Origin of the sequence: Sphingobacterium sp. UBA6317, from assembly GCF_002440385.1 — a bacterium.
Lineage (GTDB): Bacteria > Bacteroidota > Bacteroidia > Sphingobacteriales > Sphingobacteriaceae > Sphingobacterium > Sphingobacterium multivorum.
On the sequence record NZ_DJTD01000049.1, the window covers coordinates 14,820 to 35,731 of the forward strand.

A 20,912-nucleotide genomic window follows, 5' to 3' on the forward strand; every position below is an offset into this window, starting at 1 on the left:
TTGCGAATAACCGGAAAGGCCCTATTTTTTTCTATGCTTCAAATTACATCGTTTATTTTAGTTTTATCAGCAAAAGAGATACATTTGAACATAAACAAACTTCCTTATGCACAGTGCTACTTCCATTTTCGAATCGAACCACAAAAAATTAGGCCTGATTTCTTTCGACTCCTCTTCGCTGAATCTGGTGAACGGCGAAACTTTCCGCCATTACATCAAAGTATTGCTCATTCCAGCGGGTTACGCACTAACGGTGGACTTCACTGCTTATGAAACTCAAAATCCCACCTTGCTTTTCATCAATACCAATCAATATCTTGACATTCAGTCAGCCAATGAAGATATAGCCTTTTTAATTCATTACAACCGAGATTTCTACTGTATTCAGATTCACGATGAGGAGGTTGCCTGCGACGGACTTTTATTCAATAATATTTTTGAAAACCCGGCAGTGGACCTGCACGGCGATGAGCTGCACAGCATATCCCAATTATTCGCTCAGATCAGCGATGAGCTTCATATTCAGGACCGTTCATCTGAAGAAATGATCAGAACTTACCTCAAGCAGATAATCATCCGTGCAACGCGGCAGTGGAAAAAGCAGAACCTCCAAAATGAAACGCTCGATCTTGTCAGTACGGATCAGGATTTTTTCAGAAACTTCAGCCGGCTAGTCAATATTCATTACAAGGAAAAACACAGTGTGGCCGATTATGCGGACCTGCTAAACCTGGCTCCAAAAACGCTTTCCAACAAATTCCATAAACTCCACCTTGAAAATCCGAACGAGATGATCAAAAACAGGATCGTCCTTGAAGCTAAACGTCTGCTCCTTTACAGCGAGCTTACCATAAAGGAAATCGCCTATCAATTGGGGTATGAAGACCCGGCTTACTTCAACCGGATCTTTACGCAGAAATCAGGGAAAACTCCCGCGGCTTTTCGAAAAGAAATTAAAAATTAGACTATAAAAGGAAAAAAGTACAATTTATATCGACTTTTTGCTCTTTATTTAGATTACTTATATGACATACCTTTGTTCTATAAGAAATTAACAATCAAAAATAAAGAGTATGAAACGTAACGCTACCGCCGTTTGGAACGGCACCATCAAAGAAGGAAACGGACATCTGACCACACAAAGTTCCGTTCTGAACCAGACCCAGTATTCATTCAATAGCCGTTTCGCTAAAGGCGTCGGAACAAATCCCGAAGAACTGCTTGCTGCTGCCCATGCAGGATGTTTTACAATGAAGCTGAGCCTGGATCTCACCCAGGCAGGTTATACCCCCGAAAGACTGGAGACAAAATCCATCATTACCTTGGATAATGGAAAGATCACACAGTCCGAACTGCTACTTGATGCAGAAGTAGACGGTATCTCTGCAGAAGAATTTGAAAAAATTGCCCGAGAGGCCGAAAGAACCTGTCCTGTAAGCGCAGCATTCAGCTTCAAAATCATCTTGAACATCAACCTAAAAAAATAATCACAATGAAATCACTCTATTCAAAAGTTTTCACATTCGCGGCACTCGTCAGCTTAAATTCCAATATCATGGCACAATCAAACCCAGCAGCTCAGGACGCCAAAATCGGCCGGGAAACAAGAGCATTCTTAAAAGCATTGAACAGCGGCGACGGAAAACCGCTGGAAACCCTCTCACCAAAAGACGCTAGATTGGTGTTGGTGGGCGCTCAAAAATCGGTAAACTTCGATTATTCCGATATCCAGGAATCAGAGAGAACCATTACTCAGGACGGGCAGACCGTAAAAATACATATCGTAAAACCCAAAGGTGCACAGGCCGGGCTGCCCGTATTTATGTTCTTTCACGGCGGCGGATGGGTTTTGGGAGACTACCCTACCCACAAAAGACTGGTTCGTGACCTTGTTGTCAACAGTGGTGCAGTAGCTGTTTTCCCGGATTATACCCCATCTCCCGAAGCCAGATTTCCCGTAGCCATCAATCAGGCTTATGCCGCAACAAAATGGGTTGCCAAGCATGGAAAAGAAATCGGGGTCGACGCCAGCAGACTTGCTGTTGCCGGAAACAGTGTCGGTGGAAATATGGCAGCAGTGGTCGCATTGATGGCCAAAGACAAAAATGGTCCCAAGCTAAAACAGCAGGTACTTTTGTGGCCCGTAACAGACTCCGACTTCAGCAGAGCATCGTACACAAAATTTGCACAGGAACGGTTTTTAACAACGTCGTTGATGAAATGGATGTGGGATAATTACCTGCCTGACTTAAAAGAACGCGATAACAAATACGCGTCCCCACTGAAAGCTTCGTTGGAAGAGCTGAAAGGTTTGCCTCCTGCACTTGTTCAGGTGGCAGAGAATGATATTCTGCATGACGAAGGTGTCGCCTATGGAAGAAAATTGGATGATGCCGGTGTACCAACGACTGTTACAGAGTATAAAGGCTTTATTCACGATTATGGGATGCTGAATCCACTAGCGCATATCCACGCTGTACAGGAATCTGTGCTAAATGCGGCAACTGCTTTAAGAAAAGCACTGTTTACGAAGTAAAATAACCTGCATTTCAAAGAATAACACCAAATGGTTTTACTGTTTGGTGTTTTTTATGTTTATAATAGCGTCTTAAGCATGCGCATGCCCTATCGAGCGGGATTTCTCATAAGATCTTTTCCAATTCATTTCTGTGATCCTCACCCCATTGGGCTGTTACCGCAATGACTGGTATAAGGCTCTCACCCAGCCCAGTCAGTTCATATTCTACTTTCAGCGGAAGCTGATCAAAGACGACTTTATTGATTAATCCATGTTCAATCAATTGGCCAAGCTGCGCATCAAGTACACGCCGGGTTGCATTGGGGATTTTCCGTTGCAGTTCACCCGGACGCTTGATACCTGAATGAATGGCCCAGAGCAGGTTTATTTTCCATTTTCCCTGAACCACTTGTAGGAACAGATGTAAACCGCAATCTAGATTAACCGGAAGCTTTTTTTCGTACATAGCTGTTATAATTTACAAAGGTATAAAGTGGGTATAGATAAATTTATCCGTAATTGACACGATTACTTTATGCCCTTACCTTTGCAACAAAGTAAATATAAAAATATGAAATACAAGTTATTTGGATCAAAAACAGGACTGCATGCCAGTGAAATAATTTTGGGAGCTGCCAACTTTGGGACAAGAAAAGGCTACGGAGCCGATCCCGAAGAATCGAAAAAGATCTTAACAGCTTATGCAGATGCAGGGGGTAATTTTATAGATATATCGGATGTTTACCAATTTGGAGAGGCAGAAGAAATCGTAGGCAACCATCTACAGGGGCAGCGAAGTAATTTTATTATCTGCTCAAAATATACCCGAAGTAGTGATCCCAGCCCTGCGATCTGTAATTTTGGGAATAACCGTAAATCTATGCGACAGGCTGTTGAACAAAGTTTGAAAAGATTGAAGACGGACTACATCGATATTTATATGCCGCATTATGATGATGGAGTAACTCCATGGGAAGAAATAGCCATGGGACTTCAAGATCTAGTCAGAGAAGGGAAAATAGTGTATGCGGGTCTCACTAATTTCCCGGCATGGAAGGCATCGGCTATTGCATCAGCAACAAAACTCAATGCTTTACAAATTGAATATAATTTATTGCAACGTACCGCAGACCGTGAACTGATCCCGATGGCAAAGGAATTTGGTCTTGGTGTAATGATGTACTCGCCACTTGCTGGCGGACTGCTGACCGCAAAATATAGAAAGGGAGAAACCGGGCGAATCAGCCATTCTTCCGGCGTTGGATATTCGGAGGACGAGAAAACCAAACTGATCATTGATGAACTGGTAGCAATCGCGGAAAAATATAATGCAACTCCCGGTCAGATCGCTTTTGCATGGAATTTATCAAAAGAGGCATTCCCGTTATTGGGAGCACGGAATAGCAATCAATTTGAGGAAATTATAAAAGCAGCAGATGTCACGTTAACTCCTGAAGAACGAACGAAGCTGGACAAATTAAGCTCCATTAGCCTCGGGTATCCGCACGATCTGCTGAATACGGTACGTGGTTGATTTTGTAATCGATAGTAATTCTTAAAGTATATGAACTAAATTTGACTTTAAAATTGTGTCGCATGCCAAAAAGAGATTCTATTTTAGTGAACAGCATGGATTCCAGCGGCAGTATGGCTGTTGGAATATGGGATGGTTCAACGCCGGGCATCCTAAAATATAGTATTAAAAACAGCTAAGTATGAATGTTACGGTATGTGAACTCAGTAATGACAGAAAGGAATTTTTAGAAGACTGGCGAGAACTCCAAATTTATCTCAACCAAAATAAGACAGATTTATTACTCTTACCTGAAATGCCTTTTTATTCCTGGTTTGTTAATAGCAAAGAGGTCTTAGAAGATGTACAGCAAAAAAGTGTAGAACAACATCAGCTTTGGCTTAAGGAAGTAGAAATACTTGAGGCAAAGTATATTATTTATTCTGCTCCCGAAACTGTTGGTACAAAATTTTACAATACGGCATTTGTATTTCAAAAGGGAAAAGGCCATCGGAAAATTCATACCAAAGCACTTTTTCCGGAAGAAGATCATTTTTGGGAAGAAAGCTGGTTCGACAAAGAAGACAATATTTCCTTTGAGACAGTTCAGCTTGATGACTTGAGAATTGGTGTGCTTATGTGTACTGAACTGTGGTTCACAGAAAGAGCCCGTCACTATGGAAAACAAAATGCAGATCTATTGTTATGCCCCAGAGCAACGGGGAAATCTTCTGTCGAACAATGGCTAACCATTGGAAGAGCGTCAGCAATTATATCGGGAGTCTACTGTTTGAGTTCAAACAGGTCAGGACAAAGTGCTCAATTTGATTGGGGCGGTACAGGCTGGATTATAGAACCGATGACTGGCAGCTTGTTAGAATCAACCACGCCGGAAAGAAAATTTGTCTCTCATTCCATAGATTTAAAAAAAACAGCGCAAGCAAAGAAAGGATATCCACTCAATGTTAACGATCTTTAATCTGAAATTTTATGTTTGGGAGGCTTATTGATAAATTCACAACAAGTTAGAGCCTGATGGTAATAAAATGACATTCAAGAATAGTGCAATAATGGTTAATTAAGATGTTACTTTTCCGAATTTGTTTTTGAAATCCTTGGGCATTAGCTGATCAGGGGAAAGAAAATATTATAAAAAGACTAAATGCAGTTTTCATTTTTTCTGAAATGATTTTGATATTTCAAGGGTAGCATCATTAGACCCGAATAAATAGCACATTTGAAGTGAAGAATATCACAGATTTTCCGAAAATAAAAAATCCTCCGCGGTGGGAGGATTTAATTCTAGACCGTGTAAAAAGACTTCGGAACAAAGCGATAGCTGTTTTCATTTCTTTCGATAAAACCTAAACCGGGGAAAGGCAAATGGTCTGCAAAAAGAAGCTGTTTCGTCGATGCTAATTTTTCCAAAACTGCTTTTCGTGTTTTTACAGCCAATTCAAAATCCGAATCGATTTGATTTCCCCATTCCGGATGTTCAATTAACATAATATGCTGAAAAGTATCTGCAATGTGCACCAATTCTTCTCTTTCCGATGAGATGGTAATCACAGTATGACCTGGTGTGTGTCCCGGAGCGTGTTCTAATTTAAGAAAGCCAAAAAGATCAGCTTCATCTAAATAAAAATTAAGTTTCGTTCCAATGGGCTTGAAATGGTCTCTCGCAAACTGGATTTCAAAATCTGAAAACTGATTCTTTGTTCCTTTTGAAAAATCAGGTTCATCAGACATCCAAAAGTTATATTCTGTTTCTGAAATATAATAATCGGCATTCTCATAAACCAATTTTCCGTCTTTATCAACAACACCTCCAATATGATCAGGATGTGCGTGTGTAAAGACAATATCCGTGATATCCTGAGGGGTAATTCCTAAATTCTTAAGGTTTTCAATTAATTTTCCGGTGGAAGGAGATAACAGTGCGCCACTTCCTGTATCGATAAGAATATTTCTTTCTCCATTCATTACCAGAAGAATATTCCCTGCCAATTCTAATTTGTCTCCAAGAAGCCTGTTTTCATCTAAAAAATTTTTGAGCTTCTCTTTCTCAATGTTAGGAGCAAACATCGGCTGAATATTTTCAATCTCTATAACTCCATCTGTAATTACAGCCAAATGAAGTTGTCCTAATTGGAATTTGAAATATCCTGAATTTTTAATGTTGTTGATTGTATTCATTTTTTTATAAATTTGTTGATACAAAATTAAAGCAAGTAACTATCCAAAAGATATTACTATCCTTTTAGATAGCACTATCTTCTAAGTAAGCAATGGATTATTATGGCTAGATTAACTGACAGTACTGAACAAAAAACCTGTATGGAGATAATGCTGCCGATACAGGACGCATTAGAGATTCTAAAAGGTAAATGGAAATTGCCAATTATCGTTTCTTTATCTTTCGGGAGCAAAAGATTCAGAGAGCTTGCAAGAGAAATTCCCAAAATAACCGATAAGGTTTTATCAAAAGAACTAAAAGAACTGGAGACTAATCTTTTAATTACCAGAACCGTTCACGAGACGTTCCCGCCGACGGTAGAATACGAAATCACAGAACACGGTTTGTCTCTGGAAAAAGTGATTATGGCGATGAAAGACTGGGGACTGGAACATAGAAAAAAAGTCACAGGAAAGTAGCTCTTACTTGTCTGTGACTTTTAGAATTTTGCGCTAGTAACCACGCTTAATCTGTAATAGCCACTACTTAATCTAACTTTGCTTACGATCTATCAGGATATCGTTACCACTAATCTTTTTCCACCTGATATCTCCATGGCCCAAATCTGATTAATATCTTTTAAATGTACTGTTTGGGTTTCTACAATCAATTTATTGTCAGCTGCCAGCTGAAGCATTTCAGGCAAAATTTCTTCAAATAAAATCTGTATCTCATGGTTCGTCCAACTTCCTAAACCTGATCCTGATAAACTCAAATCTACACTTCTTAAAATTTCAGAAGATACTTGAATTTTATCTCCAGACAATGAGCCAACAGAAACAAATCTTGTTTGATGTGTAACATTTCCTTCCCCTTTGAGCATTTCCAGGAGGAGTTCTGCAGTACGGCCCCATAAATAATCGATGATAATGTCAATAGGTGTGCTATTATGAATTTCGATTAACTGTTTCAAAAAATCATCATCGTTTTGTTTAATTGTTACAGTCTTGGTAGCCCCAAACTTCAATAATAACTTCAGGGTACTTTCATCTCTTCCGGTAACAATAATATTTTTCGCACCATAATATTTGGCTATCTGAACGGCAATTTTGCCTGTGAATCCAGTCGCCCCATCTATCAGTACCGTTTCTCCCTCTTGAATTTTCGCTTTAAAACGCAATGCCATCGCAGATCCCGCAACAGCATTCGGCAAAGCGGCAGCTATATCGTAGTCTATACCTTCTGGCAGTTTTACGATTGTCTTCTTGTTTACCAATGCTTTTTCTGCCATCATCCCATTTATTCCCATTGCAAAAACCCTTGTTCCATCGGCCAAGGTACCAACCCCATCTCCACCAGGTATTATTGCTTTAGTCAAATCATTTTCCGTAGAATAGTGTTTGCCACTTGCCTGCGATTTATCTAAATTTTTTATTGCCGCTGCTTTTACAGAAATCAAAATCTCTTCATCATTACTGGCAATTGGTTCCGGAAAATTTTCTAGGTATTGAGGCATTTCCCCTCTTTCAAAAATCACTGCTGCTTTCATTTTTTTTAACTTTTAAATGTTGATATGTATAATAAGAAATAATTAAAAATACTAGTGCAAGTAAGGCGGCAGCCGAAGATGTGAAACTATCCCCCGAACAAATGTGCGCAATAAAACCAGAGATGATTGTTATAGTAAAACCAGAATAGACCCATTCCTTCAATCTTCCTTTAAAAACAGGAAATAGCAGAACGATGACTCCAAGTATTTTTGCAAAGGCAAGTTCGACGCGGAAATAGTCGGGAAATCCGAAATGTTTACAAAGAATTTTAGCCTGATCTGAAGTAAGATAGGCAAAGGCATTACCCAACATCCATAAACTGAAAGTAGCTGTTGATGTCCAAAAGAATATTCGCTTAATTTTCATCCTAATAATCATTTATTTATAGGACAAAATTACTTCTAAGCTAAAAGGGTGGCAATAACATTTGTATTCCTTTTTCCCTAATCTCAACAAAACTAAATACTTATTATTAAAACACTTCTTAAATAGCCTGTGCCAAAGTAAAATCAATAGGAATCTGAGTGCTGGCAAATACATAGTTTGTAAAGCTTCTCAGTGCCACCAATGCTGTAATTTCAATTAAAGCTTTTTCGTCATATCCTGTGTTGAAGAAATTTTCTAAAGCTCCGTTTCCTGCGTTGCCTTTTTTTTGGCAATAGACTGAGCCAACTTGATGGCAGCGTCTAATTTTGCCTCTGAAAAACATCCTTTTCTGATTTCCAGCGTATCTTCTTCTGTGAGGCCTCTCATCTTCGCTAATGTCGTGTGCGCGGCTAAACAGTAATCACATTCGTTAACTTGTGAAACGATTAGATTGATAGCTTCTCTTTCTTTTGCGGTAAATGATGAATCGTGAGCCAGAGAAGCTTCAGTTTCCAACATCGATTTTAAAGCGGATGATGAATAACCAATGGTTGCATACAACTTGGGAATTTTTCCCCATTTTTTTCTCCATAGATTCTAAAATGCTCTGTACACCAAAACTTAGCTGTTCTCTTTCAGGTACTGTAATTGTCTTCATTTTTTATGATTTAAATTATTTCATTTTGTAAAACAATGTTACATCAGTACACAAGCACATTACTAACCCGTTTCAGCTGGATAATAGTACAGAATTACATTCGGCATTAACTAATGTTTTTCTTTCGGTATGAGGAAGGAGTTGTACCATTATATTTTTTAAAAATCCGGTTAAGATGGCTTTGGTCTGTAAAACCAAACTCTAAAGCAATTTCACTAATACGCATATCAGTCAACTTTAATCGGCTTTCGATCAGCTTCAATTTGTAAAGCATAATATATTGTTGCAGGCTCTCTCTGGTATGTTTTTTAAAATATTCTCCCATGTATTTTGGAGAAAGGTGAAAATGTTCAGCTATTTGATTGATTTTTAATTTTTCCGGCTCGAAAATATTTTGGTGCAGGTAGTTTATAATGGACATTACACCCGAAATTTTACCATTGAAAACTTCTTTTTCCTGCAAGGTAAGGTTGCGGGCAGCGTAGGTTATTATGGTATTGATTAACTGTTGGATTATTTGTTCTTTTTGGGGTGAATTACTTTCTTTTTCACGGATGAGTGCCTCTACTGCAGCACGGATAAACGGCTTGTCGGTGATGGTTTTCAGTATGCAGCCAGGCAAATGATTATGGCTGTTAAAAATATATTCCAATTCACGGATGTTTTGACTGTTCTGTGTTTTGATATAATTATTATTAAACCTGATGAAGAAAAAACGGCTGTAAGCATCTATATTGAAATAGTGAGTATCCTGCGGAAATATAAGAAATAATTTATCTGGAGCATAAGGCAGTTCATGCTCGTTGATGATCTGTAGTCCAGTTCCATCAAGTACAAAAACCATTTCAAAAAATGTATTTCTGTGTGATTTTGCCTCATAATATTGCGTTTCAAGCAATTCCAATTCGTAGGAACTATATAAATTCTGCACATTCATACCTGCAATTTTACAAAAAAAACCTGTAATAATCCTTGCTTCAGATATTGCATTTAATAGAACTTTGTACAAAATTTTATTATGAACGATATATCTTATTTGATGTTGCGCCTAGTGGCAGGCATCAGTTTTTTCGGGCACGGTTTGGTACGGTTACCCAAACTCACCGCTTTCAGCCAATGGATGACCGAAACTTTTTCAAAATCAATGTTGCCGCAAAGTTTGGTATCACCCTTTAGCTACATCCTGCCGGTGGCAGAATTCACGATCGGCATATTGTTGATTTTGGGCATATTTTCTCCCAAAGTTATCATTGCCGGATTTGTTGTGATGATTATATTAATGTTTGGCACTTGCCTGATAGAGAATTGGGAAGCACTTCCATCGCAAATGATGCACGCCATCATTCTCGTTGTGTTGTATCAATTCATTTCAGCAAACAGCATTTCATTAGACCAATTTTTTAAAAAATAAAAATATGATGGACAGACGAAAATTCATTAAACAAAGCGGTTTGCTCACCACAGCAGGATTGGTTGGGAGCGCCTTACCACTTTCGGGAATGGCACAAAGCACAAACAATCTGCGAGCAGATCCAAATGCAAAAAACTCCAAATGGCTGGATGGTTCCCGTCTGGTGGTTTCAGTTTCGATGCAGTTTGAAGCTGGCGGACAACCCGAAAATGCAGAAAGTCCTTTTCCTCAAAATATGGAAAAAGGCTATAAAGATTTGCCGGCAGCAACCTGGTATGAGTACGGGTATAAAGAAGGTATTCCTCGTATGCTTGATAACTGGGATAAATTGGGTGTAAAAATCACATCGCATATGGTGGGCTCTGCGGTTCTAAAAAATCCGGCATTGGCAAAAGAAATTGTAGATCGTGGTCACGAAGCAGCCGCACACGGTATGAACTGGGCGACACAATACACAATGTCTTACAATGACGAGAAAAAATTTATAGAAGACGGTGTTGATGCCATCAAAAAAATTACGGGCTTCAATGCAATCGGCTATAATGCTAATTGGTTGCGTAGGGGCGAAAACACCTTAAAAATTTTACAAGAATTGGGATTTTTATACCATATTGATGATTTGAGCAGAGACGAACCTTTCATTCAAAAAGTAAATAGTAAAGATTTTGTAACCGTGCCTTATACTTTGCGTTGTAACGATATCCAATTGATTGAGGGTAAAAATTTCTCTGTTGATCAGTTTGTAAATCAGGTAAAAATGGAATTTGATCAACTGTATGAAGAGTCAGAAAACCGCAGAAGGCAAATGTCCATAAGCTTCCACGACCGTATTGGTGGTACACCGCAAATGGTGCAGGCAACGAAGGAATTATTTACCTATATCAGAAAGCACGAAGGCGTAAGCTTTAAGCGTAAAGACGAAATTGCAAGAATGGCATTAGAAGATAAAACAACCATAAGGGAGTAAATAATACCACCGTCAGTAGATCACAAAATCAGAGAAATGTATAAGACATTCCCTAAAATCGACAAGTGATTCGTCTTTGCTTATCGGAACTTTGTCTAAGAAATTTTAAACAAATTCATTATGAAAAATACAGTATTGATCACAGGTGCGTCATCGGGATTGGGAAAAGCAAGCGCTAAATTATTTCAGCAAAACGGATGGAATGTCATCGCTGCAATGCGTTCGCCGGAAAACGAAAAAGAACTGAATCTTCTTGAAAATATTCTGTTGGTAAAACTGGATGTAACCAATCCACAACAAATTCAGGAAGCAATGACAAAAGGAACAGGAACATTCGGCTCAATTGATGTTTTATTAAACAGTGCAGGCTACGGATTGATGGGCGTTTTCGAATCTTCAAGTCCTGAACAGATTCAGAAACAGTTTGAAGTCAATGTTTTTGGTTTGATGAATGTTACCAAAGCCGTTTTACCGATAATGCGAACCCAGAAAAAAGGAACCATCATTAATATTTCTTCATTCGGAGGAATTACAGCGGGACCTTTTGCAAGTTTGTACAACAGCTCGAAATTTGCAGTAGAAGGATTTTCCGAAGCTTTACATTTTGAAGTTTCGGCGTTTGGAATTGATGTAAAAATTATAGAACCGGGAAGTATCGCCACCAATTTCAGAAGCGGAATCGAGATGATTCAAAATACGATTGAAGAATACAACACGGAATTGGCAGCATTTATCCCAAAATTCACCAAACGGACAGAACATCTTCCGAAAGCAAGCGCAGAAGAAGTTGCGGAAACTATTTTTGTCTCTGCAACGGATCAACTTTCCAAACTAAGATATGTAATTGGCGAAGATGCACAGTTTTATATTGATTTGAAAAACAAAAATTCTGAGGAAGATTTTCTGAGACTGATGCAGAATTAAACCCAAGAAATTTTAACTTTAACTAAAATCAGAAAAATGTCAGACGCTTTTATTTCCATAAAATCTGTTGCAGACCTTCATCGTTTTTACAATTACGGAAGTCCAAAACATCCTTTGATTACGGTGATTGATCTGAAAAATGTAAGCCGTTCCGACAAAAATTTTGCAGACTATCTGTACAGCCTTGATTTGTACACGATTGTTTACAAAAAATTTAAAGGAAGTTTAAAATACGGACGTTCAAATTATGATTTTCAGGAAGGAACTTTGATGTTTACCGCTCCGAATCAGGTGATGAGTCCGAGTGCAGATACAGAGATTGAGGAAGGTTGGTTTCTGGCATTTCATCCTGATTTTATATACGGTTCGGATTTAGGCAAAAAAATTCAAAAGTACAGTTTTTTTCAATACGAAAGCAATGAGGCACTTCATATTTCGGAAGATGAAAAAGTTTTGCTTGATGAAGTGATTGTAAGAATTAAAAAAGAATATTCCCAGAATATTGATCGCCATACTCAGGGATTGATTTTAAATCAGATTGAAATGCTTTTGAATTATTCTGATAGATTTTATGATAGGCAGTTTTTCACCCGTAACAAAACAGGAAACGATATAACACAACGATTTGAAATTCTCCTTAATGATTATTTTAATGATGACCATATGATAGAAAAAGGGATTCCCGAAGTAAAATATTTTGCCGAAAAACTGAATCTTTCTTCGAACTATCTGTCAGATTTGCTCAGTAAATTCACAGGCAAAACGACGATAGAACACATCCATCTAAAATTGGTCGACAAAGCAAAAAATATCCTTTTGGGAACCAAAAAATCGGTAAGCGAAATTGCTTACGACCTCGGATTTGAACATCCCTCCCACTTCACCAAAATTTTCAAAACCAAAGCCGGAATTTCCCCGTTACACTTCAGAAAACAGTTTCCTGAGCAGAATTAAAACCAATGGACAATATTATCCCACTATATTACATAGTGGGCATTCTGAAAAAATGGTCTCACGTTGCGTCTTGAAGTGACAGTTTTTTTGGAATCTGGCCGAACTGATCTTTCGGTCAGGCTTTTTTGCAACCTTTTCGGAAGTAACCTATTAATCTATTTATGCAATGAAGGCTGCTGGGAGTATCTACAATTTGCGGAGAGCTGTCGGTTTATTATTATATAACTATTTTGCCATTCCCCTCCCCCGACACCTGCGATAGATTTTAATCCCAGCGTAGGACTAAATTGATATAGATCCAGCAAATAAAGACAGATTAACCAACAAGTGCTGAGTTAGATCGATTTGGAGCCGAATTACTTATCTGTTCAACTCTCCCCGTCCTTCATATTATCTTGACCAAAGTGCAATATATTTAATTTTTCATTATACCTTAATTAGGAAACAATTAAAAGACTTAGTGAGACACTTGAATATATTCCATATTAAAAAACACCATGTTAGATCATCAGTTTTATCCAATAATCTGCGCAATCGGAGTTTTGTGCTAATCTTCAGCTCATATATACTAACCGAGCGAGCAAGTGCACCCTAACTTTGTCCTATCAAAAAAAAAGGAAAAATGGAAACAATAGAAAAAATTGAAGCTAAGGACTTTTTTAAGTGCACATTAGGCTCATTGGAATTGATCGTAGTAAGTGATGGTGAATTTGATCTGGATCCCATACAGCCGCTTTTTGCACCGGACAGAGACCCGGATGAGATCATCGAATTTTTAGAGGGCCGCGGCCATCTTCCCCATAAATTGGTATTCGAGGGAAATGTCCTTCTTGTTAAAAACAGTGAACATACAGTTTTAATCGACGCAGGAAGTGGAAAGACTTCAGGTCCAACTGTAGGCAAAATAGTTAAGCACCTTTCGGCGGCAGGAATTGAAAAAGAAGATATTACTGAAATTGTACTTTCACATGCACATCATGATCATATTGGCGGGATAATGGATGAAAATGGTGCATTCACTTTTCCAAATGCCAAAATTTTCATTGCCAAAGCCGAAAACGATTTCTGGCTGTCTGAAAAACCCGATTTTTCAAAAGGATCAGATAACCAAATGGCAGAATTTCAAAGCGCCTTTGCTAAAAGGCATATCATTTTTGCGCAACCTAGACTTCATTTCTTCGAAGACAACGATGAATTATTTGGCTTTCTGAAATTAAATCTTGCGCCGGGCCATACCCCGGGCCATACTGTTATTACCATTTTCTCCGAAGGAGAGGAACTGGTCCACTTCGCTGACGTGTTCCAACACGTAATCCTCCTTGGCCGTCCTGAATGGGGAAACCAGATTGACGTTGATTTCCACCAAGCTGTAAAAGCACGTCAGGATATGGGAGCACATCTTGCAGAATCTAAGAAATTTACTTTTGGGGACCACCTTCCATTCCCGGGTTTAGGATTCATTGAAAAAAGAGATAATACATTCCATTGGGTTGCCAAAGAAATATAATATTATCTGATCCTCCGTGCTGGACAACAGTTTGATGTCGATTCATAGCAGAAGACTGGGGACGTCCGCATGGAGGAGATAATTTTTCAATGGCAAAAAATAGATGATCAATTAACAAAAAAGAAACCTGCGGCCGTTAAATGGCTGTGAGTTTCTATAAATAACCAATCATTCAAATGAAAAAGCAAAGCCGCGAATTTCTTCACATCAGTACCTTAATTGCCTTCATACTAATTCCGCTTGGTGGGTTAACAACAGATATATACATCCCTTCCCTACCGGCTATGGCGGGAAAGCTCAATGTTGACATACAGGCAGTCCAGCTGACCCTCTTGTTATTTATGGTAAGTTCAGGAGCCAGTCAGTTGTTCATAGGAAGTATCCTTGATAGTTTCGGAAGATACAGGATTAACATCGGTGCACTGATCGTATTTTCAGCAGCAAGCTTTATTATTGCTTCTGTACCAAATATTTACACCATTTATGCCATGAGGATTGTTCAGGGAATCACGGTTTCTCTTATTATAGTTGGTAAGAGGGCCTTTTTTGTGGATATGTTCAGCGGAGAAAAACTCAAAAATTATACAAGCCTGTTCTCCATTGTATTTGCTACAGCACCGATTGTGGCGCCCTTTTTGGGAGGCTACCTGCAGACGCATTTGGGCTGGGAGGCAAATTTCTACCTACTGGGATCGCTGGCTATCATCGTACTATTCTTTGAGTTGAAATACACAGGAGAATCTCTCCAGCAAACAAAGGCTTTTAATTGGAAGAACATCAAAGATGTATATAAAACGATGCTGGGCACCCCGGATTTCACACTCGGATTGGTGATTGTTGGTCTTAGTTACTCCCAACTGGTAATTTACGGGATGGTCAGTCCTTTCATTATAGAGAAAAAATATGGATTTTCCGCGCTTGTGACAGGTTACAGCTCGCTTTGTTCAGGTGTTGCACTAATGACCGGAGGTATCATATCTAAAATGATGCTCAAAAAACCCCTTATTTCCAAATTATTTCCCGCCATTATCTTATCAGCTGTTATCGTGGTTCTGATGATGTTTTTCACTGCGGGCCACGAGAATATCTGGATGCTCTTAGGCTTTATCCTGCCCATCCATATCTTAAGCGGTTTTGTTTTTAACAACGTATATGCTTATTGTCTTCAACGTTTCACTCAAAGTGCGGGCACTGCTAGCGGATTAACAGGTGGGGGTATCTATATCTTAAGTTCAGCCGTGGGCTATGGTCTAATCCACCTGTTTGATATCAGGACGACCCATTTCTTTTCTTTTATAAACGCGATTATCGTATTCTTATTAATCATTGCAATATATGTTTTCTCGAAAATCAGCAAAAGAAGCAAATAATATCGAAAAATCTTCACAAAAATTAAAAATTTCAAAATATTATTGACGCTGCAGACAGAACAAACGTTTAGTGGAAGCAGGAACAATCAGAGTTTAGGTTCAAGGCGGAAATAAAGTGATCAGTTTGGCAACCAGTACTTAAATACTTAAATTTACTAAATAGAATAAAGAAATGAAACACTACAGCTCACTTGCACAAATGCATAATGAGAATCAATGGAATCCCCCGCTAAATCCGATGTTTAGCATAGTCGGTTTTTTATCGGAATGCACATTGGGAGACCGGGAGTTCACTTCGGACTGTTATGTTATTGCTTTCAAAAAAATAATCAGCGGTCAATTTATGTACGGGAGAACCCGGTATGACCATGATAACGGATCATTATTTTTTATGAAACCAAGGCAGATTATCGAAATGAAAAATCTTCAATATGAGAAAGATGGATTTATGATACTTATACATGAAGATTATCTTAAGGGGCATGAGCTCAATAATCTGATTGAGCGCTATGGTTTCTTCGACTATGAAACCAATGAGGCGCTGCATCTTTCCAGTAAAGAAGAACAGACCATTTGGGATCTTTACGGCAAAATCGAGGAAGAGTATAAAAATAATCCTGATGTATATAGCAGAGAGATAATACTCTATCACGTTACGGCCATCCTGAAGTATTCACAGAGATATTTCAAGAGACAATTTGTAGACCGGCAACTGGCTTCAGGTAAAACTGTTTCCAGGTTTAATGAAGTCCTAAAGACCTATCTGGCGAACAACAGCATAAAAGATCAGGGATTGCCAACGGTATTTAATATGGCAGAACAACTACACCTTTCGCCACGGTATTTGAGCGATCTGCTAAGGCAGGAAACTGGTAAGACGGCACTGGAGCTCATCCATCTTGCCCTTATTTCAGAAGCAAAGAATTCGCTCCGTCTTGGAAATCAGACGGTTTCGGAAATAGCCTATGAACTGGGCTTTGAGAATTCTTCATACTTTGCCAGACTTTTTAAAAAGCAGACCGGAATGACCCCGGTGCAATACAGGAAAGCCCAATTGAATTGACGATCAATGTTTTCCTTCGAAGTCTTATAATATAGCTTATACGGCAGGGGAACCACTCAGTGTGAAAATGGTAGTGCAATAGACATAAGATATTTAAATCCTGGAGATGTTCGCATGACAGGATTTAGATAAAACTTTTTAATTCCACATTAGATCGTGTTTTTTGTTGGGCGTCGTCATCGTCAGCCTTTTCACTACAATCTGTTGCAATAACAAATAAGTCTGTAACAGAAGTTTACGATACCTAAAATTCAAAATTAAATGCTTTGTCAAATCTTTCAAATAGAGTAACTTTGCTCTAGTTATTACCAGTTTGTTTGAGAATGGCGTTCAAATGTCCCCTTAAATAGTTAAATTCCTATATATTAAGGCGGTTCATATTCTGTATCGGCAAGTAAATCATAGCCTTAATGATCGCGTTATACAACAAAGAGCAAGGTCCGACCATGGTCGGACCTTGCTCTTATTAGTGAAAAAAAACATACAAATCCAGCGCAGAGCAGAGCCAAGAACTATTTGGCTTCAAGTTGAAGAGCACCCGAAATTAGTCCTTCGCTTTTTGCCCTTACCTGTATTTTGCCTTTGTTTTTGCTCGTGACAATCGCCAAGGCTTTACCATGAAAAGCATTGCGGGAAGCAGATTGGAAGCTCGTCAGATCCGTCGTATTGCCATTGTCTGTCGCCACAATTTTTGCACCATCTCCCTCCACCTCAAATTCGATTTTATCGTCTGCATAAGGAACGATCGTGCCAAACTCGTCCACGATATAAGCATGTACAAAGGAAAGTTCTTTCTTTGCCGAATTGAAAGTCACATTTTCTGCAAACAATTGTATACGATGCGCTTTCGCTGCGGTACGGATCGTTTTACTTAGCAGTTTCTTGCCACCTTGAAACGATATTACTTCAATCTCCCCTGGTTTGAATTCAACAGCTTTAAATACAAGGTCGTACCGATCTGGGTCTTTGGACTGCTCCCTTATCCTTTTACCGTTCAGATAAAGCTCCACCCGGTCAGCCTGATTAAAATATACCACGATATCTACCCGATCACCTTGCTTCCAATTCCAATGAGGCAATACATGTAAGACCGGCTTTTCTGTCCAGACGCTTTGATACAGATAGTAGACATCTTTCGGAAATCCAGCTAGATCCACAATACCAAAGTACGAACTTCGTGCCGGCCAGGTGTAGGGTGTTGGTTCGCCGAGATAATCAAATCCTGTCCATACATACATGCCCGCAATATGGTCGTACTTTTCCATCAACCTCAAGCTTGTCTGATGATTTGATCCCCAAGGTGTAAATACATTGTCGTAAGCCGATATGTTCCTGTCTTTGTTCCCGCCAGAAAAGGGAATATCCCATCGTTCTGGCCACATGCGACTAGAATCATATGGCACCAAATCATACGTTCCGCGGCTTTCCAATGCCGAAGTACTTTCCGTTACGATAAACTTCTTTTCAGGATGATCTTGTGGGAAGCTTGCCCATTTCTTATGGTTATAGTTATAGCCAATCAAATCTACCGCCGAACTCATCAGCACCGGATTGGCTTTGGAGAGTTCATTATTGGCAATGGTGGTCGGACGTGTGCCATCCAGACTATCGACGATTGCTGCCAGCGCAATCGGAATCGCTGCACCATCAGCTTTGGAATGCCATTGCTCCTGCGCTTCATTGCCCAAGCACCATATAAACAACGACGGATGATTCCGGTCCCTTTTGATATGGTCAACAAAGTCCCGCTTGTACCATTCGTCCCAATATAAATGATAGTCATAGGGATTTTTGCGCCCTTTCCAGATATCGAAGGTTTCACTCATCACCACAAAACCCAAGCTATCGCAGAGATCCAAAAACGCTGGCGCCTCAGGATTGTGTGATGTCCGTATTCCATTCACCCCCATTTCTTTCATGATGCGAAGCTGACGTAATGCTGCAGATCGGTTGAATGCCATGCCCAAAGCGCCGAGATCACTATGTAAACAGACCCCACGGATTTTAAGCGGCCTCCCATTGAGCATAAAGCCCTGTTGCTGATCGAAGCTAAAATTACGTAAGCCAAATTTCGTAAGCTGTTCATCTACAACCCGACCATCAACAATAAGTTTAATCTTTGCTGTATATTGATAGGGATTTTCGATACCCCATAAGATGGGATTTTCGAGGACTATCTGCTGATCGAGGGGATGCAGACCTGCCTTGAGGGCGTTCAACGTAGTACGTTTACTCGCTAGAACAGCACCTTGAGCTGAAAGAACCTCTGTCAGTAGCGTAATCTTTTTTGATTCCTCAGGGTTATGCTCAATTTCCAGGGAGAGATCCACGACAGCACGTTTCTCACTGAGCTGCCCAGCTCTTATGAAGGTACTGTTCGTTCCTATGCTGACTGGATTCCGGCTGATTAATTTGACATCCCGATAGATCCCCGACCCCGAATAGAAACGCGAATTGGGCTGATTCTTATTGTTTACTTTTACTGAAAGCAGGTTTTCCCTACCATCCCAGTATAAATAAGGGGAAAGCTCATATTCAAATCCGATATAACCATTGGGTCTTTTTCCTAAGAAATGCCCATTGATCCAGACCTCACTGTTTTCGTATACACCTTCGAATGCAATAAATATCCGTTGCCCTTGCTCAGCCCGAGCCAGTTTAAACGTTTTTTGATACCATCCTACGCCACCATCAAGGTAAGCAGCCCCGCTACCTGCGGGACTGCTTTCTCTAAATGGCATTTCGATACTCCAGTCATGTGGTAGATCGAGCTTTCGCCAGCCCTCTCCTTTTCGTCCATTGCTATATTGCTGGCTGCTGTCCCGTTTAAACCACCAGCCCCCATTAAAATCAATAACCTTTCTGGACTGTCCACTTAAAGAACCCGCCGTCGCAAATAACAGGATCAGTATACCTATTATCCGGCTATACCTAGTATCAACTAATTGCTTCAGCATACATTTATGGGGTCTTATTGTTATTCTTGGCATCTTCGGCCAAACTCTCCTTGTAGGTCTTGCTGATAAAATTAAAGGTCAGCATGGCCGCTCCGTCATTCGAAAGCACGGGATCTCGCAATACGGCTAATTGCATGGTATTCTCGGTCAGCGACATAATACGGACATCGCCCCAGTCGACGACGATTCCATCTTGTGGCTTTCCATGTAAAGGCGACGCCCCAGTCATACGGATGGTTTTCTTTTCGGTATCAATGTTAAAAGTCCCCTTCTGGACTTTACCTAGCATGGCATGATTCACGTTGATGTTTGCACCGCCTTTCAGGTCAAAAGTCATACTTCCATAATCGCCTGCAGGCATAAGCCAGCTATTGCCTTTCCAATCGGGTTCCCAGCTCCAGCTATCGCTGTTTAAAGGCGCGGCTGTTTTATTGATGCTTCCCCACCAGTCACCGGTGCCGTAAAAATACATTGGACCTTTAAAGTAGCGAGAAATGCCCTCAGCATCCAGATCGAGGTACCAGGTTTTCTCTTCTCCCGCCCCCCCTGTCAATAAGGTCCAAGTCTCGTCACTGATAAACTCGGCATACATCTGATCGATATTGAATGTCACAGGCTCGCTGTAGACGATGCCACCACGCGTCTCGACACCAAATTTGACAGTGTACTCACCAGGAAAAGGCATTCTTAGGGTTACCTTTTTCTCTTGACTACGCCCCTGTGGATGCTCCCACAATGGGGTGTATTTTGAATCCATCAAGCTGGTTAAATACACAATATTGGGATTATTGGCATCATGTTCAACAGTAAAGGCCTTTCCCTTGTCCAACTGTGCCGATGTGACATCGATGTCTCCCAATATATAATTCTCAGGAGAACAGGCTCCAAAGAGTACCATCGCCGCAAAAAAGCAGATGGCATAGGTGAATATCTTTTTCATGTTTGTCTATTTATAATTCAACTAATAGTGAGTCCTCG

Annotated in this window: 21 protein-coding genes; 13 read left to right on the plus strand and 8 right to left on the minus strand. The window is 39.8% G+C overall.

From position 1 onward, the window contains the following. Nucleotides 1-106: 106 nt before the first annotated feature. The 3 genes from B3E92_RS17430 to B3E92_RS17440 all read left to right on the plus strand — a co-directional run bounded on the left by B3E92_RS17430 (nt 107) and on the right by B3E92_RS17440 (nt 2,536). Nucleotides 107-964 (plus strand): helix-turn-helix domain-containing protein, encoded by an 858-nt coding sequence (locus B3E92_RS17430; RefSeq protein ID WP_286897684.1) that lies wholly within the window; start codon nt 107-109, stop codon nt 962-964. A 109-nt stretch (nt 965-1,073) separates the two neighbouring features. Next, a complete protein-coding gene (locus B3E92_RS17435; RefSeq protein ID WP_286897686.1) occupies nt 1,074-1,487 on the plus strand; it encodes an OsmC family protein in 414 nt (137 codons plus the stop codon). 5 nt (nt 1,488-1,492) lie between these two features. Further along, a complete protein-coding gene (locus tag B3E92_RS17440; RefSeq protein ID WP_286897688.1) occupies nt 1,493-2,536 on the plus strand; it encodes an alpha/beta hydrolase in 1,044 nt (347 codons plus the stop codon). A gap of 106 nt (nt 2,537-2,642) precedes the next feature. Here B3E92_RS17440 and B3E92_RS17445 read toward each other — a convergent pair whose 3' ends face one another. Then, nucleotides 2,643-2,984: a winged helix-turn-helix transcriptional regulator gene (locus B3E92_RS17445; protein ID WP_159332986.1), complete on the minus strand. Its 342-nt coding sequence runs from the start codon at nt 2,982-2,984 to the stop codon at nt 2,643-2,645. Between the two features lie 105 nt (nt 2,985-3,089). Here B3E92_RS17445 and B3E92_RS17450 point away from each other — a divergent pair, with 105 nt between their 5' ends. Then, entirely contained in the window at nt 3,090-4,052 is a 963-nt protein-coding gene (locus B3E92_RS17450; RefSeq protein WP_286897690.1) for an aldo/keto reductase, read from the plus strand. A 181-nt stretch (nt 4,053-4,233) separates the two neighbouring features. Beyond that, nucleotides 4,234-5,010: a carbon-nitrogen hydrolase family protein gene (locus tag B3E92_RS17455; protein WP_286897692.1), complete on the plus strand. Its 777-nt coding sequence runs from the start codon at nt 4,234-4,236 to the stop codon at nt 5,008-5,010. Nucleotides 5,011-5,333: 323 nt separating this feature from the next. On the opposite strand, the gene B3E92_RS17460 is transcribed toward B3E92_RS17455, so the two are convergent. Next, nucleotides 5,334-6,227, minus strand: coding sequence for an MBL fold metallo-hydrolase (locus B3E92_RS17460; protein WP_286897693.1), 894 nt, complete (start codon nt 6,225-6,227; stop codon nt 5,334-5,336). 102 nt (nt 6,228-6,329) lie between these two features. Between B3E92_RS17460 and B3E92_RS17465 the strand changes: the two genes are divergently transcribed. Next, nucleotides 6,330-6,686 carry a winged helix-turn-helix transcriptional regulator gene (locus B3E92_RS17465; protein ID WP_286897694.1) on the plus strand — a complete coding sequence of 119 codons (357 nt, stop codon included), beginning with the start codon at nt 6,330-6,332 and terminating at the stop codon, nt 6,684-6,686. Nucleotides 6,687-6,778: 92 nt separating this feature from the next. On the opposite strand, the gene B3E92_RS17470 is transcribed toward B3E92_RS17465, so the two are convergent. The 4 genes from B3E92_RS17470 to B3E92_RS17485 form a co-directional block, all read right to left on the minus strand. Beyond that, complete coding sequence (locus B3E92_RS17470; RefSeq protein WP_286897695.1) at nt 6,779-7,756, minus strand: quinone oxidoreductase family protein; 978 nt, start codon at nt 7,754-7,756, stop codon at nt 6,779-6,781. Next, entirely contained in the window at nt 7,734-8,123 is a 390-nt protein-coding gene (locus B3E92_RS17475; protein ID WP_286897697.1) for a DoxX family protein, read from the minus strand. Before B3E92_RS17475 ends, B3E92_RS17470 begins: the two co-directional genes overlap by 23 nt. 255 nt (nt 8,124-8,378) lie before the next feature. Further along, on the minus strand, nt 8,379-8,684 hold the full coding sequence (locus B3E92_RS17480) for a carboxymuconolactone decarboxylase family protein (protein ID WP_286897699.1): 306 nt from the start codon (nt 8,682-8,684) through the stop codon (nt 8,379-8,381). A gap of 203 nt (nt 8,685-8,887) precedes the next feature. Next, nucleotides 8,888-9,718, minus strand: coding sequence for an AraC family transcriptional regulator (locus tag B3E92_RS17485; protein WP_286897701.1), 831 nt, complete (start codon nt 9,716-9,718; stop codon nt 8,888-8,890). Nucleotides 9,719-9,799: 81 nt separating this feature from the next. Between B3E92_RS17485 and B3E92_RS17490 the strand changes: the two genes are divergently transcribed. The 7 genes from B3E92_RS17490 to B3E92_RS17520 all read left to right on the plus strand — a co-directional run bounded on the left by B3E92_RS17490 (nt 9,800) and on the right by B3E92_RS17520 (nt 16,977). Then, nucleotides 9,800-10,192 carry a DoxX family protein gene (locus tag B3E92_RS17490; protein WP_286897703.1) on the plus strand — a complete coding sequence of 131 codons (393 nt, stop codon included), beginning with the start codon at nt 9,800-9,802 and terminating at the stop codon, nt 10,190-10,192. Between the two features lie 4 nt (nt 10,193-10,196). Continuing rightward, nucleotides 10,197-11,159 (plus strand): polysaccharide deacetylase family protein, encoded by a 963-nt coding sequence (locus B3E92_RS17495; RefSeq protein WP_286897706.1) that lies wholly within the window; start codon nt 10,197-10,199, stop codon nt 11,157-11,159. Nucleotides 11,160-11,279: 120 nt separating this feature from the next. Further along, nucleotides 11,280-12,083 (plus strand): SDR family oxidoreductase, encoded by an 804-nt coding sequence (locus B3E92_RS17500; RefSeq protein WP_286897709.1) that lies wholly within the window; start codon nt 11,280-11,282, stop codon nt 12,081-12,083. A gap of 36 nt (nt 12,084-12,119) precedes the next feature. Next, a complete protein-coding gene (locus tag B3E92_RS17505; RefSeq protein ID WP_286897711.1) occupies nt 12,120-13,037 on the plus strand; it encodes a helix-turn-helix domain-containing protein in 918 nt (305 codons plus the stop codon). A gap of 622 nt (nt 13,038-13,659) precedes the next feature. Continuing rightward, a complete protein-coding gene (locus B3E92_RS17510) occupies nt 13,660-14,544 on the plus strand; it encodes an MBL fold metallo-hydrolase (RefSeq protein ID WP_286897712.1) in 885 nt (294 codons plus the stop codon). A 176-nt stretch (nt 14,545-14,720) separates the two neighbouring features. Beyond that, on the plus strand, nt 14,721-15,914 hold the full coding sequence (locus B3E92_RS17515) for an MFS transporter (RefSeq protein ID WP_286897714.1): 1,194 nt from the start codon (nt 14,721-14,723) through the stop codon (nt 15,912-15,914). 172 nt (nt 15,915-16,086) lie between these two features. After that, nucleotides 16,087-16,977 carry a helix-turn-helix domain-containing protein gene (locus tag B3E92_RS17520; RefSeq protein ID WP_286897716.1) on the plus strand — a complete coding sequence of 297 codons (891 nt, stop codon included), beginning with the start codon at nt 16,087-16,089 and terminating at the stop codon, nt 16,975-16,977. A gap of 512 nt (nt 16,978-17,489) precedes the next feature. Here B3E92_RS17520 and B3E92_RS17525 read toward each other — a convergent pair. Together B3E92_RS17525 and B3E92_RS17530 are read right to left on the minus strand one after the other, a co-directional pair. Then, on the minus strand, nt 17,490-19,934 hold the full coding sequence (locus tag B3E92_RS17525) for a glycoside hydrolase family 2 TIM barrel-domain containing protein (protein WP_286897718.1): 2,445 nt from the start codon (nt 19,932-19,934) through the stop codon (nt 17,490-17,492). Nucleotides 19,935-19,938: 4 nt separating this feature from the next. Then, on the minus strand, nt 19,939-20,874 hold the full coding sequence (locus B3E92_RS17530) for a hypothetical protein (protein WP_286897719.1): 936 nt from the start codon (nt 20,872-20,874) through the stop codon (nt 19,939-19,941). Between the last annotated feature and the right edge of the window lie 38 nt (nt 20,875-20,912).